Source organism: Aurantibacter sp. (assembly GCF_039941195.1).
GTDB lineage: Bacteria > Bacteroidota > Bacteroidia > Flavobacteriales > Flavobacteriaceae > Aurantibacter_A.
This window is the reverse complement of the sequence record NZ_JBDVFA010000025.1, coordinates 50,736-65,799: the sequence shown is the minus strand read 5'-3', so window position 1 is coordinate 65,799 and position 15,064 is coordinate 50,736. Positions and strand designations below refer to the sequence as shown.

Annotated in this window: 14 protein-coding genes and 1 tRNA gene; 10 read left to right on the top strand and 5 right to left on the bottom strand. The window is 34.1% G+C overall.

What is annotated here, in order from left to right; all coding sequences use genetic code 11:
• Positions 1 to 18: 18 nt before the first annotated feature.
• Genes ABJF52_RS04670 through tgt form a run of 3 tightly spaced genes read right to left on the bottom strand, consistent with a single transcriptional unit; the run spans position 19 to position 3,142 of the window.
• On the bottom strand, positions 19 to 927 hold the full coding sequence (locus ABJF52_RS04670; protein ID WP_348146990.1) for a DMT family transporter: 909 nt from the start codon (positions 925 to 927) through the stop codon (positions 19 to 21).
• 3 nt (positions 928 to 930) lie between these two features.
• Complete coding sequence (locus ABJF52_RS04665) at positions 931 to 2,010, bottom strand: LptF/LptG family permease (protein WP_348146987.1); 1,080 nt, start codon at positions 2,008 to 2,010, stop codon at positions 931 to 933.
• Between the two features lies 1 nt (position 2,011).
• Positions 2,012 to 3,142 (bottom strand): tRNA guanosine(34) transglycosylase Tgt, encoded by a 1,131-nt coding sequence (gene tgt, locus ABJF52_RS04660; RefSeq protein WP_348146984.1) that lies wholly within the window; start codon positions 3,140 to 3,142, stop codon positions 2,012 to 2,014.
• Between the two features lie 157 nt (positions 3,143 to 3,299).
• On the opposite strand from tgt, the gene ABJF52_RS04655 reads away from it, so the two are divergent.
• The 3 genes from ABJF52_RS04655 (at position 3,300) to ABJF52_RS04645 (ending at position 5,913) form a co-directional block, all read left to right on the top strand.
• A complete protein-coding gene (locus ABJF52_RS04655; RefSeq protein ID WP_348146981.1) occupies positions 3,300 to 4,145 on the top strand; it encodes a transketolase in 846 nt (281 codons plus the stop codon).
• 81 nt (positions 4,146 to 4,226) lie between these two features.
• Positions 4,227 to 5,180, top strand: coding sequence for a transketolase C-terminal domain-containing protein (locus ABJF52_RS04650; RefSeq protein WP_348146978.1), 954 nt, complete (start codon positions 4,227 to 4,229; stop codon positions 5,178 to 5,180).
• Between the two features lie 136 nt (positions 5,181 to 5,316).
• Positions 5,317 to 5,913 (top strand): porin family protein, encoded by a 597-nt coding sequence (locus ABJF52_RS04645; protein ID WP_348146975.1) that lies wholly within the window; start codon positions 5,317 to 5,319, stop codon positions 5,911 to 5,913.
• 69 nt (positions 5,914 to 5,982) lie between these two features.
• Here the strand turns inward: ABJF52_RS04645 and ABJF52_RS04640 are convergent, their stop codons facing one another.
• Positions 5,983 to 6,909, bottom strand: coding sequence for an FKBP-type peptidyl-prolyl cis-trans isomerase (locus ABJF52_RS04640; RefSeq protein WP_348146972.1), 927 nt, complete (start codon positions 6,907 to 6,909; stop codon positions 5,983 to 5,985).
• A gap of 78 nt (positions 6,910 to 6,987) precedes the next feature.
• Between ABJF52_RS04640 and ABJF52_RS04635 the strand changes: the two genes are divergently transcribed.
• Together ABJF52_RS04635 and ABJF52_RS04630 are read left to right on the top strand one after the other, a co-directional pair.
• The gene (locus ABJF52_RS04635) at positions 6,988 to 7,374 is read left to right on the top strand and encodes a S4 domain-containing protein (RefSeq protein ID WP_348146969.1); all 387 of its coding nucleotides are present in this window, start codon (positions 6,988 to 6,990) and stop codon (positions 7,372 to 7,374) included.
• A 38-nt stretch (positions 7,375 to 7,412) separates the two neighbouring features.
• Complete coding sequence (locus tag ABJF52_RS04630; RefSeq protein ID WP_348146966.1) at positions 7,413 to 7,910, top strand: phosphoribosyltransferase family protein; 498 nt, start codon at positions 7,413 to 7,415, stop codon at positions 7,908 to 7,910.
• Here the strand turns inward: ABJF52_RS04630 and ABJF52_RS04625 are convergent.
• On the bottom strand, positions 7,902 to 8,417 hold the full coding sequence (locus tag ABJF52_RS04625; protein ID WP_348146963.1) for a shikimate kinase: 516 nt from the start codon (positions 8,415 to 8,417) through the stop codon (positions 7,902 to 7,904). The two genes, ABJF52_RS04630 and ABJF52_RS04625, sit on opposite strands and share 9 nt — an antisense overlap.
• 227 nt (positions 8,418 to 8,644) lie before the next feature.
• On the opposite strand from ABJF52_RS04625, the gene ABJF52_RS04620 reads away from it, so the two are divergent.
• The 5 genes from ABJF52_RS04620 to ABJF52_RS04600 all read left to right on the top strand — a co-directional run bounded on the left by ABJF52_RS04620 (position 8,645) and on the right by ABJF52_RS04600 (position 15,055).
• Positions 8,645 to 8,717: transfer RNA gene (locus ABJF52_RS04620), tRNA-Lys, on the top strand.
• Between the two features lie 146 nt (positions 8,718 to 8,863).
• Entirely contained in the window at positions 8,864 to 9,463 is a 600-nt protein-coding gene (locus ABJF52_RS04615) for a porin family protein (protein WP_348146960.1), read from the top strand.
• A 322-nt stretch (positions 9,464 to 9,785) separates the two neighbouring features.
• Positions 9,786 to 12,074: a c-type cytochrome gene (locus ABJF52_RS04610; protein WP_348146957.1), complete on the top strand. Its 2,289-nt coding sequence runs from the start codon at positions 9,786 to 9,788 to the stop codon at positions 12,072 to 12,074.
• A 272-nt stretch (positions 12,075 to 12,346) separates the two neighbouring features.
• Positions 12,347 to 13,537, top strand: a complete 1,191-nt coding sequence (locus ABJF52_RS04605) for a cytochrome c peroxidase (RefSeq protein WP_348146954.1) — start codon at positions 12,347 to 12,349, stop codon at positions 13,535 to 13,537.
• A gap of 15 nt (positions 13,538 to 13,552) precedes the next feature.
• Positions 13,553 to 15,055 (top strand): parallel beta-helix domain-containing protein, encoded by a 1,503-nt coding sequence (locus ABJF52_RS04600; RefSeq protein ID WP_348146952.1) that lies wholly within the window; start codon positions 13,553 to 13,555, stop codon positions 15,053 to 15,055.
• Positions 15,056 to 15,064: the final 9 nt, after the last annotated feature.

Sequence of the window (15,064 nt, the reverse complement as noted above, 5' to 3'; positions counted from 1 at the left end):
CAAAGATAGAATTTTAGTTTAATTGACCTTACTGCTCCCTATCTTTATATTTTCTCGATTCTTAAGTACTCCATTTAGAACAATTATCCCCAAAATTAAAATTGCACCAACATAAAAAGTAGGTTGCATATGCTCGCTTTCACCAAAAATTAATATGGCCAAGACTATACCATAAACAGGCTCTAAATTAAGACTTAACAAAATCGTATATGGACTTATAAACCGCATTGTTTTTACCAGTGCAATAAAAGCATAAGCAGTACAAACTGAAGCTAAAATAATTAAATAAAAAAAATCAAGACTTGAAATATTAAAAAACTCAGGAGTAAATCCACCGTCATAAAAAAGGAATGCTGTTAAAAATAATGTGCCAATCCCCATTTCATAAAACCCAATAATCGAAGGTTTTTGATCATTGATTAATTTACCATTTATCATAGTAAAAACTACATTCAAAAACGATGACAACAAGCCCATTAATATTCCCATATAATATTGAGTTTCCATATTAAAAATAATATATAGCCCAAAAATTATTATTAATCCAAAAACTACTTCATACCAAATAATTTTTCTTTTGTACCATATTGGTTCTATTAAAGATCCTAAGAAAGCTCCCGTAGACATGGTTATAAGCGCTATGGATATATTAGATATTTTTATAGCCTCAAAAAATGTCACCCAATGTAAACTAAGGGCAATACCAGCAAGTAATAATGCAGGAATTTTATGCTTACTCACTTTAAATCGTATTTTCTTCAATAGGATAAAAAAGAAAACAAATAGTGTAGCCAATAGCATTCTATACCACACTAAGGACAGTGCATTTACCGATATTAATTTTCCTAATATTGCTGTAAAACCAAAAATAAAAATTAATATATGTAGCTGTAAAAAATGTTTTGATTTTGAAGTGGTGGTTGGCATAAATTATCGTTTTGCTCTTTGAAGCAAATAGAAAGCAAGTATTCCAAAGAAAGTATTAGGAACAATCACAGCCAATAAAGGTGACAATCCAGATTGCTCTGCAAGAGTTCCAAAAACGCGATCAAAAAATATAAAAATAAAAGCAACAAAAATACCGAAGGCTAAATTAATACCCATTCCTCCACGTCTTTTAACTGACGAAACAGCGACCGCAATTACAGTAAGTATAAATGCTGAAATAGGTAAAGCCCACCTTTTGTATTTCACCATAACATACCTGTTGATATTTGAGGCTCCTTTTTCTCGCTGTACTTTAATAAACTTATTCAGTTCCACTAAATTCTTCGTTTCCGCTACATATGAAACTGGAGTAAGATCATTTATTTTAAAAGGAAAAATGGTATCTAACCTTCTTTTAGATTCCAAAATTTCCTCACCATCCACTATGGTACGCTGTTTAAATGATGTTAGCCTATAAACACTATCTTTTTCTATCCATCGAATATTGGCAGCAGCCATTTTGAACTTTAAATTATTTTCTTCATCAAAGCGTTCAAAAGTAAAATTATAACCAATTTGTCGGGCTGGATCAAAACTACTCACATAAATAAAATCGCTCTTATTTAGTTGATTGAAAATATTATTGGTGACTCTTTCAGCTCCTCCCTTTTTTAAATATTTATATTTAAATTCATTAAAGCCCAAACTGGCTTTAGGTACCAAATACATACTCATTATAAACATTAATACAGCAATAATCGTAGCTCCCATTAAATACGGCCTTAAAAACCGATTATAAGATACCCCTGAACTAAGTATCGCAACTATCTCTGTATTTGAAGCAAGTTTTGAGGTGAAGAATATTATGGATAGAAATAAAAATATTGGTAATAATTGACTCCCTATATAAATTGTAAAATTTCCGAAGTACTCAATAATTTCGTTTATTGGTGCTTCATTATCCTGCATTTTTCCAATTTGCTCTGCTAAATGAGCCATAATACTTATCGGAATAAATAGCAAAATCATCACTGCGAAAGTGAGGAGGTACCTTTTTAATATGTATTTATCAAGAATTGTCAAGTTAAAGTCGTTTGTCCATCTGTTTGACCATTTTGTTTTTCCACTCCGCAAAATCTCCCACTAAAATATGTTTTCTAGCTTCACGAACCAACCACATATAAAATCCAAGGTTATGCACAGTGGCAATTTGCCCTCCCAAATATTCGTTTGCAGCAAACAAATGTCTTAAATACGCCTTAGAATAATCAGTATCCACATAAGTGATTCCCATTTCATCAATAGGTGAAAAATCATCTTCCCACTTTTTATTCTTTATATTAATGGTTCCGTGTGCTGTAAATAACATTCCATTACGTGCGTTTCTTGTTGGCATAACACAATCGAACATATCTATACCTAAAGCAATATTTTCTAATATGTTAATCGGTGTTCCTACACCCATTAAATAACGCGGTTTATCTTCTGGTAAGATATCGCATACTACCTCAGTCATAGCATACATTTCTTCAGCAGGTTCTCCAACAGAAAGTCCACCAATGGCATTGCCTTCTGCATCAGCATTGGCTATATATTCAGCTGATTGTTTACGTAGATCCTTATAAGTAGACCCTTGAACAATTGGAAAAAACGTTTGTTCATAGTCATATTCAAATGGCGTTTTTGCTAAATGGTTTATACATCTATCCAACCATCTATGTGTCATATGCATAGAGCGCTTCGCATAATTATAATCGCATGGATATGGCGTACATTCATCAAAAGCCATAATAATATCAGCACCAATTACCCGCTGAATTTCCATGACATTTTCTGGCGTAAATGTATGTAAAGACCCGTCTATATGAGATTTAAATTTTACCCCTTCTTCTTTTATCTTTCTATTAGCTGATAACGAATACACCTGATATCCGCCACTATCAGTTAATATATTGCGGTCCCAACCCATAAATTTATGCAAACCACCAGCTTGTTTTATGATGTCTGTTTTTGGGCGTAGGAATAAATGATACGTATTTCCTAAAATAATATCAGGATTAATATCATCGCGTAATTCTCGTTGATGCACTCCTTTAACTGTGGCAACAGTGCCCACAGGCATAAAAATTGGAGTTTCAATTTTTCCGTGATCAGTAACCAGAGTTGCCGCTCTCGCCTTACTCTTTGGATCTGTTTGTTCTAATGTAAATTTCAAAAGCTCAGTTTCAGTGGGCAAAGATAATCAACTGTACTGCACAAAATCCTTAAGAAATAAATAAAGTTACATTCGAAAATAACTGTTAATAAATTACAATTAGCATGAGGTGTAACCCCTAAAGATTACCTATTTTTGAAGTCGAAAAAATATTGAAATGGCAGCAGTGCAAGAATTACAGAATTTAGTAACGCAAGTAAGAAGAGATATTCTTCGGATGGTACATAAAGTAAATTCAGGACATCCTGGCGGTTCTTTAGGTTGTACAGAGTTTATAGTTGCCCTGTACAATGAAGTTATGGAATTGAAGGAGGGTTTTGATATGGACGGAAAAGACGAGGATTTGTTCTTTTTATCTAACGGACATATATCACCTGTATTTTACAGTGTTTTAGCTAGAAGAGGATATTTTCCAGTAGAAGAACTTAGTACATTTAGATTGATAAACTCTAGACTGCAAGGTCATCCAACTACACACGAAGGTTTACCTGGTGTGCGAATTGCCTCTGGTTCTTTAGGACAGGGCATGTCGGTTGCAATTGGTGCCGCTCAAGCTAAAAAACTTAACAACGATTCTAATTTAGTATTTAGCCTTCATGGAGATGGTGAATTACAAGAAGGTCAGAATTGGGAAGCTATAATGTATGCAGCTGGAAAAAAAGTAGATAACCTTATTGCAACTATTGATTTAAACGGACAACAAATTGATGGTGCCACAGACGACGTCTTACCAATGGGAGATTTGCGAGCTAAATTTGAGGCTTTTGGATGGGATGTTTTAGATATAAAAGAAGGTAACGATTTAGAAGCAATTCTAAAAGGTTTGCAAGAAGCTAAAAGTAGAACGGGCAAAGCAAAACCAGTTTGTATTTTATTACATACTATTATGGGTAATGGCGTAGATTTCATGATGTACACCCATGCTTGGCACGGAAAAGCACCTAGTGACGAACAGTTGGAAAATGCTCTAGGGCAAAACCCTGCAACACTTGGTGATTATTAATTCATTTTCGCATTAAAATTAGTTCAAAAAAGATTTAAAAAGATTTCTGCTTAGCGGAAACGACATCAAAATATTGATTCAATGACAAAATACGTAGACCAAGGCAAAAATGACACCAGAAGTGGATATGGTGCAGCGATGACCGAATTAGGAAGAACAAATCCTAATGTGGTTGCTCTTTGTGCAGATTTGGTAGGTTCATTAAAAATTCAACCCTTTATTGACGAGAACCCTGAACGTTTTTTTCAAATTGGAATTGCTGAAGCGAATATGATGGGAATTGCTGCAGGACTTACCATCGGTGGAAAAATACCTTTTACTGGTACGTTTGCTAATTTCTCTACTGGTCGTGTTTATGATCAAATTCGACAATCTATTGCATATTCGGGTAAAAATGTAAAAATCTGTGCTTCACATGCCGGAATAACTTTGGGTGAAGATGGTGCTACACACCAAATTCTAGAAGATATTGGAATGATGAAAATGTTACCAGGTATGGTTGTTATAAATCCGTGTGATTACAACCAAACAAAGGCGGCCACCATAGCAATTGCAGAATACGAAGGTCCAGTATATTTAAGATTTGGAAGACCAAAAGTTGCCAACTTTACACCTGTTGATCAAAAATTTGAAATTGGTAAGGCTTTAATGCTAAATGAAGGTACAGACGTTACTATTATTGCTACTGGCCATTTGGTATGGGAATCTTTAATCGCTGCTGAAAATCTTGAAAAACAAGGCATTTCTGCAGAAGTAATTAATATTCATACTATTAAACCACTGGATGAAGCGGCCGTGTTAAAGTCTGTTAAAAAAACTGGCTGTGTAGTAACTGCTGAAGAACATAACTATTTAGGTGGATTAGGGGAAAGCATTGCTAGAGTGCTTGCTAATCAACATCCTACACCTCAAGAATTTATTGCAACTCAAGATACTTTTGGTGAAAGTGGAACGCCTGCACAACTTATGGAGAAATATTGTCTCAACAATAAAGCAATTGAGAAGGCCGTTTTAAAAGTAGTGAAAAGAAAATAACAATGGTATCGTTTTTGATACTATTGCAGTATTAAAAACGAGATCATTTTGGAATGAGTTTTAAAGTAGTTTTTAATTAGAAACTTCTTTTTAGCAAATTACATTTGACCGTTTTAGAACATTAAAAATGGAACAAATGAAAGTACTACGAACAACCCTACTAGTAGCTGTTTTTGCATTATTTAGCACTACAGCATTTTCTCAAAGCGGAACTGGATTCGGTATTACTGGCGGCCTTAATTATGGTGCGAATGGTAATTATTTTGAATCAGCAGAAGCAGCAGCAAAAGACCCAGACAGAAATATTGGATACCATGTAGGTGTCTTTGGAAAAATTGGTAAACGATTCTTTTTTAGACCAGAATTGGTATATACCAAGACAAAATCTGATTACAACGATAACCATTTAGACATAAGCAGATTAGATGCTCCTATGTTAGTCGGTGTTAAAGTTATTGGTCCCCTAAACGTTTTTGCAGGGCCCGCTTTTCAATACATCTTAGATTCTGAATTTGAAGGAATTGGCATTAATGAAATTGACAATGACTTTAGTGTAGGACTGCAAATTGGTGCTGGCGTAAACCTTGGCAAATTAGGTCTTGACCTGAGATATGAAAGAGGGTTTAGTGAAAATGAAGCTAAATTTATAAATACTAATATTGCTGCCTTACCAAATAGTCGTGTAGATACGCGCCCCGATCAATTGGTTTTAAGTCTGTCAGTTAAATTCTAATAACATAATGCAATAAAAAAAGCCCACATACGACATGTGGGCTTTTTTTATATAGTACTTTAAAGGGACCTAGCTATCAGCATCTAAATAATCAGGAGTGCCATCTCCATCAGTATCAGGGTAAGGTTTGATAATATTACCTTCATCATCAGAAATCTCATCTAAGGTTAAAATGCCATCACCATCATCATCAGAATCATTATAATTCGCGACAAAAAAGGAAACTTCTAAATCAACATCAGTATTATCATTATTTAAATTACCATCGCCATCCAAATCCTCTTCAATATTAGGTATTCCATCTTCATCAGAATCTGTATCCGCTAAAAATGACAATAAGTCAATTTTAAAAATCAACGGACTATACGAAGGAATTAAAGTTGAAGTTGAAGAACTATAGTAGCCCAAGGCAGATGGCATAATTACTACACCAATGCCATAATCTTCATAACTAACTGTTCCATCTCCATTTTCAATTGGTCCCGTACCTGATTTTAGTTTAATTACACCGTTACCGAAACCTCGAACAACTCCAGAAAGATTAAATACTGTAGGCGTTGTTCCTGAATCGAACACCGTACCATCTAACAACGAACCTTCGTAAGTAACAAAGGCGTCATCACCTATTGTAGGACTCTCCCCCACCCCTTCTCTAGCCACTATATAATAGAGGGTATGATCAACATAACCTTCTTCTTCAGTAACTTGGACTGCTAAGGTCGCAGTCTCCACAAAATCAGCTAAAGGTAATTTTGCTGCATTATCACCCGCAATTGTGTCAATAATAATTTTGTAATCAAAATCTTCTTCAGGATTTGCAAAATCCTCATAATTATAAAAATGAGTATCCAAAAAATCGTTAATAGAATCTTGATCTGTAACAATAGTTTCTGCAAGAGTTTGCACTTCTACTGTACTCACCGAATTATCATCATTATTACATGAAGCTATACCTATTACTACTATTAAAAGATAAAAAATTCTTTTCAGTTGCATGCTTTTCTTTTTTACAGGGCGCAAGATACAATTTTCCACTATTTTCGTTGAAGCCTTAACAAAGAATTGTTACAACTTATGCGTATAGATAAATACTTGTGGTGTACTCGCTATTTTAAGACTCGTAATCAAGCTACAGAAGCTTGTAAAAAAGGACATATAAAAATCAAAGGGCAAATTGTAAAACCAGCTCGTGAAGTATATCCTATGGACGAGGTCATAGTTCGCAAAAACCAGATTGACTATCAATTAACAGTAGTTGATACTCCAAAAAGCCGCGTTGGCGCAAAATTGGTAGATATCTACCGTAAGGACACCACTCCAAAAGAAGCTTTTGAACATGCCGAATTATTAAGAAACGCTAAGGAGCATTATCGTAAAAAAGGGGCTGGAAGACCGACTAAAAAGGATCGTAGAGACATTGAAGAATACACCAATACTGATGATAAAAACAGTGAAGAATAAACTGGCAATGATTATATTTGAATAGATTATTTTTTAAAATGGACAATCAGATTCTCTCTCACGATCAAATTCAACATAAAGTTAAACGAATAGCTTATCAAATTTATGAGGCTAATGTTGAAGAAAAGACCATTATTATTGCTGGTATAGATAGTGGTGGCCTAAAATTAGCTCAGAAAATAGGGAGTGTATTAAAAAAAATAACAGTAGCTGAAATAACCATTTGTAAAGTATCTATGGATAAAAAAAATCCATTAAAAAGCGGGGTACAAACCTCAATACCTGTTGATGACTACAAAAACAAATCGGTGGTGCTAGTAGATGATGTATTAAATTCTGGCACCACTCTTATCTATGGGGTACATCATTTTTTACAAACACCACTAAGTCAATTAAAAACAGCGGTGCTAGTAAATAGAAATCACAAAAAATATCCAGTAAAAGCAGATTACAAAGGCATTTCCCTTTCTACATCTTTAAACACTCATGTTCATGTGCGGTTTGAAACAAAAAATGACTGCGTTTACTTAGACTAATTTTGCCTCAATTTCAGTAATAATATCCGCTATTGTTTTATTATCACATACAATTGTGAAATTTGCCTTTTGATAGAACATACTCCTTTCGAAAAGATGTTTTCCTATAAATTCAGGTAAATCCTCATCAGGAATATTTTTTATTAAAGGGCGTTCACTTTTCTCTTTCCGAAGCCTTTCTGTCAAACCATTAACAGATACTTTTAAATAAAATACACTTTTGGTTAACGCTAATATATGCTCCATATTTAGACCATAGCAAGGTGTGCCACCACCTAAAGATAATATTACCTTATCATGTGTCTCCAAGGCTTTTATAACATATTCCGATTCCTTTTTTCGAAAATATATCTCTCCTTTTGTCTCAAAGAGCTGAGCAATGGTCATTTTTTCATTTTCTTCAATAAAGGCGTCAAGATCTACAAAGGTATAGTTTAGATTTTCAGCCAATTGCCTACCAACAGTGCTTTTACCACTGCCCATATAACCAAGTAGAACGATTTTCATGAATTCAATTTTGCGTAAAAATGAAGTTTTTTAGTATCATATCAAAGTAAAGTATGCTCAAATAATTTTTAGAAATTTTTCCCCATAAATACTGTCATAACAGGCACTTACAACAATAACGAAAATCTATTAGTTAATTTTCTTAAATAAAGTTTCATTAATTAATTATTGATCTTATATTTGCAGCCGCTAAACGAGGAAACTCCAATAGCTTTTTTTGACATTATGACCTGGTAGCTCAGTTGGTAGAGCATCTCCCTTTTAAGGAGAGGGTCCTGGGTTCGAGCCCCAGCCAGGTCACAACAACCTTCAAATAGAATTCTATTTGGAGGTTTTTTTATGCTTCCGATTCATTAAATAACTATCTTTCAAATTGCTAGTGATATGCTATGTCTCAATGCATTGTTTTTTATCTTTGAGCTTAAAAACGAAACACAATTTATTATATGAAAAAAAGATTCTATTTAGCAGTTACTATTTTCAGTTTAGCAACGATATACTTGCAAGCCCAAGATGGGAATTATACAGCATCCGGTATGCGATTCGGGGGTAAAGCTGGAATTAATATGGCTACACTTGGAGGGACCACCTCCTATTCTTCTTATTCCATTAAACCCGGTTTGCATATTGGTGCGGTATTAGAAATACCATTTAATGATGAAATTCTTTTACAACCCGAGTTATTAATTTCACAACAAGGTAGTGGCGGTTATTTAAATGATAATCTAAATTTATGGTATGCATCTATTCCCCTTATGGGAAAATATAATGTTTGGGATGCATTGTATGTCGAGGCCGGACCACAAATTGGTGTTTTATTTGCCGAGAATACAAACGAAGCCTATTTAGGTGAGGATTTAACTGTGCAGCAAAATCCTGATTTTGAGACTAATACATTAGATATTGGTTTAAACGTGGGCGCTGGTTACGAATTAAATGAAAACCTTTATTTTCAAGCTAGATTAAATATCGGATTTATTAATGCTATTAAAGATGTAAACTCTAAAAACAGAGTTTTTCAGATTTCTGCGGTATATTTTTTATAACGAAATCGACAACTTAAAGTATTTAAAAGGGATTGTCTCGTAAGAGATAATCCCTTTTAGCATTTTTATAACATTTTTGTACTAAAAAATACCTGTAAAAAAGGAATTTTCAAGCTATTTTTGGAAGATACACTACCAAACCTAATTAAACTAATTTCGGACTTCACGTCAAAAAAGGTAGACTTAAATTGCTATGTCAAAGTTGGAGTAATTGATGATAAATGAATATCAATAACTTATGTGCTTTTAATAACTCCAAAATTGACATAATAATATACCTTATTGACAGTTTAGACTTATGTGTTGCGCAAATATTTATTTAATGATTCATAGTTTTCCCATTTCAAATTCTTTCATTTCTTCAATAAGATATAGACTTTTACCCATTTGTTTTTTAGCATTTTCACTACTTATAATTTCATGCAATCAAAAATCATTTGAAGAGCCTTATATAAGCTTGGAAAATTATGAAATAGAAGATGGTTTCAATTTAGAGGTAGTAGCATCTGAACCTTTTCTAGAAGCTCCTGTCGCCATGGATTTTGATAATTCGGGTCGTATGTGGGCCGTGGAATTAAAAGGTTATATGCCTAATCTAGAAGGAACTGGAGACCACTTACCTAGCGGAAGTATAACTATTTTAGAAGATTTGGATAATGATGGTGTTGCCGACCATTCTAAAGTATTTCTAGATAGCCTTGTGCTACCTCGTGCAATTGCACATGTATATGATGGTTTACTGTATGCTGTACCACCGAACCTATGGTTTGTAGATATTAAGGATGACAAACCTGTAAATAGAGTATTAGTGGACTCGTTATACTCTGAAGGTGGTAACGTAGAACATCAACCAAACGGACTAATGATGCATACCGATAATTGGATTTATAGTGCTAAATCCAATTATAGATATCAAAGGAAAAATGGAAAATGGCTCAAAGAATCGACCACACTACGCGGTCAATGGGGAATTACTAAAGATAACTTTGGTCGATTATATTACAACAATAACTCCACGCAATTAATTGGAGATTATGTTTTACCAAATACCGTAATACAAAATGAATATTTTAAACCTAAGGCTGCCGTAAATCATTCGCTAACACCTAATCAAAGAGTTTACCCTTTGCATCCTACTTCAGTTAATAGAGGTTACCAAAAAGGTATATTAGATAAAGACAGTATTTTAATTAATGTCACCTCTGCCTGTGGTCCACTCATGTACAGAGGCGGCTTATTTGGAGATGATTTTAGCGAAAATGCATTTGTTCCTGTCCCTGAAGGCAATTTAATAAAACGACTAAAACTGTCTTTCGATAGCATAGAAACAACTGCTAAGCCAGCCATTGAAAATAAAGAATTTATTGCTTCTACTGATGAAGGTTTTCGCCCAGTTAATATGTTCAATGGACCTGATGGTAATATTTATATAGTTGATATGCACAGAGGAATTATTCAAGACAAGGCATTTTTAACGCCTTATCTGCATGATCATATGGCCGCTAAGAAATTGGATACTATTGTAGGCATGGGACGTATATTAAAAGTTACAAGCGAAAAAAATCCTGCGAAAAAAGTAAAAGCAATTGATAAATTATCAATTTCGGAATTAGTCGATTTATTAAAAAGCAATAATGGTTGGTTACGTGATCGAGCACAACAACTATTAGTTTTTAAGAATAAAAAAGAAGCTATTCCTCTTTTAAATAAATTAGTAGAGAACAAAGAAAATTCGGTGGCTCAAATACATGCCTTGTATACCTTGGCAGGAATTGATGCCTTAAACTTCGAAACTTTAAAAGAAATATTTTCTAGTAATAGTGATACGGATGTAGTAAGTCATGCTCTCGTGTTGGCTGAAAATTATGCAACCGATGCACATGTAGATTACATGATTAAAACTATTGGTGAATTACGTCAAAAAAATGAATCACAAATAGATTTGTATATAGCACTAACAATAGGAAAATGGCTTAAGTATGATGAAGAGCGTTTTTTCGCTGCCTTATTTGAATTAACAAATACATATGAGGATGATGCTATTTATCAAGAAGCTATCGTTAGCAGCTTAGGTAATGCTGAAAAGAAATTTTTAGCGTATTCAGAAACTAATAAAATTAAAGACTCCTCAGCTATAGTCGATTTACTAGAAACCACACTTAAGAATATTAGTGACAATAAAAAGAATTCAATTTATACGAACACTTCTGTAGGAACAGATGCTAGAACTGCTGGTTATAAAATATTTAGAAATTACTGCGCCACTTGTCATGGGGTTGATGGTGAAGGAATTGATGGTTTAGCACCACCATTAAAAAACTCTGAGTACGTGACGGAGTCGTCTAAAAAATTAGCGCTAATTATTTTACACGGATTAGCAGGTCCTATTCATGTAAATGGAAAATTATACGAACTAAATAATACTATGCCAGGTTTAGCAAATAACCGAGATTTTACGGATAAAGATATTCGGAATATAATTAGTTATATGAATAACGCCTTTCCTAGTACTTCTAAAAGAATTAAAGTCGAAGACATCAAAGAACTTCGAAATCAAAAGCCAGAAAACGGTGTGTTTAGTGAACAGGAATTACTCGAAATTGAGGATTAAAATTATCAAGCAATTCTCTGGACTAATTTTTGTTTCTTCTTTCAGTTAAATTAAATCATAGTCCCTTTTCTAACTTTTCCCATGTATGTGACCCATAGTATCCGAACTTTCACATGAAAGTATTGCATTTAGTTGTATAACATTTGGTTGTACTCCACTCCTATTTACCACATTTGTTTTTGGACTACTATTTATTTTTAATTAAATTTTAATGGTAACTTATAGAATAAAATAAGTCCGTTTTTACCCTAAAGAAATAAGCATAATTATTAATGCGTAAAAAAAACCTCATATTAAAATCTAGTATTTCGGGACTCCTCGTAGTATTTCTGATGGTGATATTTGTGTCGAATAATAAAACAGAAACATATGAGCCATTACCAAAACTAAATTCTAACTGTCCGCCTGGTTTTAAAAAAAATGCAAAAAATGAGTGCATAGCTCAAAATTTATATATGCAGTATAATTCGCCGAACAATAAAGGTGTTGGTGGATTACAAACAGGTTTACCAGAAATTAGAGATGGATTTTCCCCACAACAAATTGACTTGGGTAGATACCTGTTTTTTGACCCTATTTTATCTGGTGACGGAACCATGTCCTGTGCCACTTGTCATAATCCTAAAAAAGGTTTTAGTGATGGGCAAAAAACAAGTACAGGAAATAACAACCAAAAATTAAAGCGCGCAGCACCTTCCCTTTGGAATGTAGCCTATTTAAGAAAATTATTTTGGGATGGACGGGCAGCAAGTTTGGAACAACAAATGCAAGAGCCATTGTTCTCTAAAATAGAAATGAATAATACGCCTGAAAATCTTTTACAAAACTTAAATATGATAGAAGCATATCAGCAAATGTTTGCAGAAGCTTTTCCTAATCGCGGTGTAAATTCAGTAATAGCACTTAATGAAATATATAAGTCGATTGCAGCTTTTCAATCTTCATTAATTTCTTTAAATAGTAAATATGACCGCTATGCACATGGCTATCATGAGGCATTAAACGACAATGAAATAGAAGGTATGAATGTCTTTCGATCATTTGTTGCAAGATGTGCAGAATGCCATACTCCACCGCTTTTTACTAACCAACAATTTGCGGTAATTGGGTCACCAGAACCTGAAGACTTAGCACTGGACCCAGGCGCACAAATTCCCTTTAACGATAGCACATTAAGAGGAGCATTTAAAGTTCCCAGCTTACGGAATATAGAAAAAACTGCCCCCTATATGCATTCAGGTAATTTCGCTACACTACGAGAAACTGTCGAATTTTATACGCAAGGTCGCGGACATGCAGTGCCAGAAAACGAAAATCTAATAATACATTGGCATATTTGGGAACCTAATTTAAGTGCGTATGAATTAGATCGGCTTGTGGACTTTCTAAAAACACTTACAGACGAAACTTTTACTCCAAAAATTCCTGATGAATTACCATCAGGACTTCAACCTTCTGTTTAATCAACATTATAAAAAATGAAATCAATAGTATTAAAATTTATCGGTGCAATTATCTTAATAGGAATTGGAATTTTCTTAGGGAAATCATTTTTCTCCTCGCCCTCAGAAGCTACCGTTCCAATACCATCAGGAATGACCTATAGAAACGCCGGTATTTCAAATGACACAACACAAGTAACGAAATCTAATACTTTTAGCGGGGTAATTATAGAGGTAAAAAATGGTAATTCCATTCAAGACGCTGTCAAAAAAGCGAACCCTGGTGATTTAATAAGAGTTTACCCCGGCAACTATTCCGAAAATGTTTTTATTGATAAAGATGATATTAGTTTACAAGGAATTATTGTAAATGGTGAGTGGCCCACCTTAGACGGTAAAAAGGAAATTAATGATGCTTTTCTCTATTCAGGAAATGGAATTCTTATCGAGAATTTTAAAATTATCAATTATAAAGGTAATGCTATAATGGGACAGGCCGGAAATAATTTTGTAATACGAAACAACTGGATAATTGATACAGGTGTTTATGGTATATTTCCGCAATACGGCAAAAATGGACTTATTGAACATAATGTATTAAGTCTTATTGCTGATGCTGCAATTTATGTAGGTATGTGCGATAATGTTGATGTTCGCCACAATGAAGTTTTTGATAATGTTGCCGGAATTGAAATTGAAAATTCGAGACATTGTTTGGTTGAGAATAATTACGCACATAATAACACCGGTGGAATATTAGCTTTTGTAACACCGGGTTTACCCATAAAAACAACTTTTGATGTTATCCTTAGAAACAATTTTGTAGTAAATAATAATCACGAAAATTTCGGAGCTCCTGGATCTACAGTAGCCGGAATTCCTGCCGGTACCGGTATATTAATTATGGCTGCGGATGATGTTATCGTGGAAAACAATATTATCACAGGAAATAATAATACAGGCATCACCATTGTTGATTTAGCGACTGGAGACCCTAAAGCAAATGACCCCAATTCTGAAGGAAATCCAGACCGTGTAACTATTCTTGATAATACCATGTTCTATAATGGCAACGACCCTACCGGGGAAATAAAAACCATTATGCTAACGCAACTAGATTCTAAAGGACCAGATATTTTTGCGTATGGTGGCGGTACAGGAAGTACCATTAGAGATAAAAACCGTTATAGAACTTTTGGTTTGGGAGATTATGGAATTTCTCAAATTAATGACACAAAAGATATACCGACTATGATGACCCCAGAACCCGTCCCTCCAAGATCTGTTTCTAAAGAAGAACTTGGTAAACTAACTTATTATGGTGTTTGTGCTGGTTGCCATGCTTTTGGAACTAGACTTATAGGGCCACCTACAGAAATTATACAAGCAATACATAACGATAATCCACAAGGCATAGTTGACTATATTACAAAGCCAAAAAACCTTAGAGATGATTATCCAGAAATGCCTCCGCAAGATTATTTATCAGATGAAGCTAAAATTGCCGTTGCAGAATACATCTTATCGGTGAAACATTAGGGAAAAAAT

Excerpts from the sequence above, each read along its gene's own strand:
- ABJF52_RS04600 (WP_348146952.1), top strand. The coding sequence starts at position 13,553 with ATGAAATCAATAGTATTAAAATTTATCGGTGCAATTATCTTAATAGGA.
- ABJF52_RS04640 (WP_348146972.1), bottom strand. The coding sequence starts at position 6,909 with ATGCAACTGAAAAGAATTTTTTATCTTTTAATAGTAGTAATAGGTATA.
- ABJF52_RS04615 (WP_348146960.1), top strand. The coding sequence starts at position 8,864 with ATGAAAAAAAGATTCTATTTAGCAGTTACTATTTTCAGTTTAGCAACG.
- ABJF52_RS04655 (WP_348146981.1), top strand. The coding sequence starts at position 3,300 with ATGGCAGCAGTGCAAGAATTACAGAATTTAGTAACGCAAGTAAGAAGA.
- ABJF52_RS04610 (WP_348146957.1), top strand. The coding sequence starts at position 9,786 with ATGATTCATAGTTTTCCCATTTCAAATTCTTTCATTTCTTCAATAAGA.
- ABJF52_RS04650 (WP_348146978.1), top strand. The coding sequence starts at position 4,227 with ATGACAAAATACGTAGACCAAGGCAAAAATGACACCAGAAGTGGATAT.
- ABJF52_RS04630 (WP_348146966.1), top strand. The coding sequence starts at position 7,413 with ATGGACAATCAGATTCTCTCTCACGATCAAATTCAACATAAAGTTAAA.
- ABJF52_RS04605 (WP_348146954.1), top strand. The coding sequence starts at position 12,347 with ATGCGTAAAAAAAACCTCATATTAAAATCTAGTATTTCGGGACTCCTC.
- ABJF52_RS04670 (WP_348146990.1), bottom strand. The coding sequence starts at position 927 with ATGCCAACCACCACTTCAAAATCAAAACATTTTTTACAGCTACATATA.
- ABJF52_RS04645 (WP_348146975.1), top strand. The coding sequence starts at position 5,317 with ATGAAAGTACTACGAACAACCCTACTAGTAGCTGTTTTTGCATTATTT.
- ABJF52_RS04625 (WP_348146963.1), bottom strand. The coding sequence starts at position 8,417 with ATGAAAATCGTTCTACTTGGTTATATGGGCAGTGGTAAAAGCACTGTT.
- ABJF52_RS04635 (WP_348146969.1), top strand. The coding sequence starts at position 6,988 with ATGCGTATAGATAAATACTTGTGGTGTACTCGCTATTTTAAGACTCGT.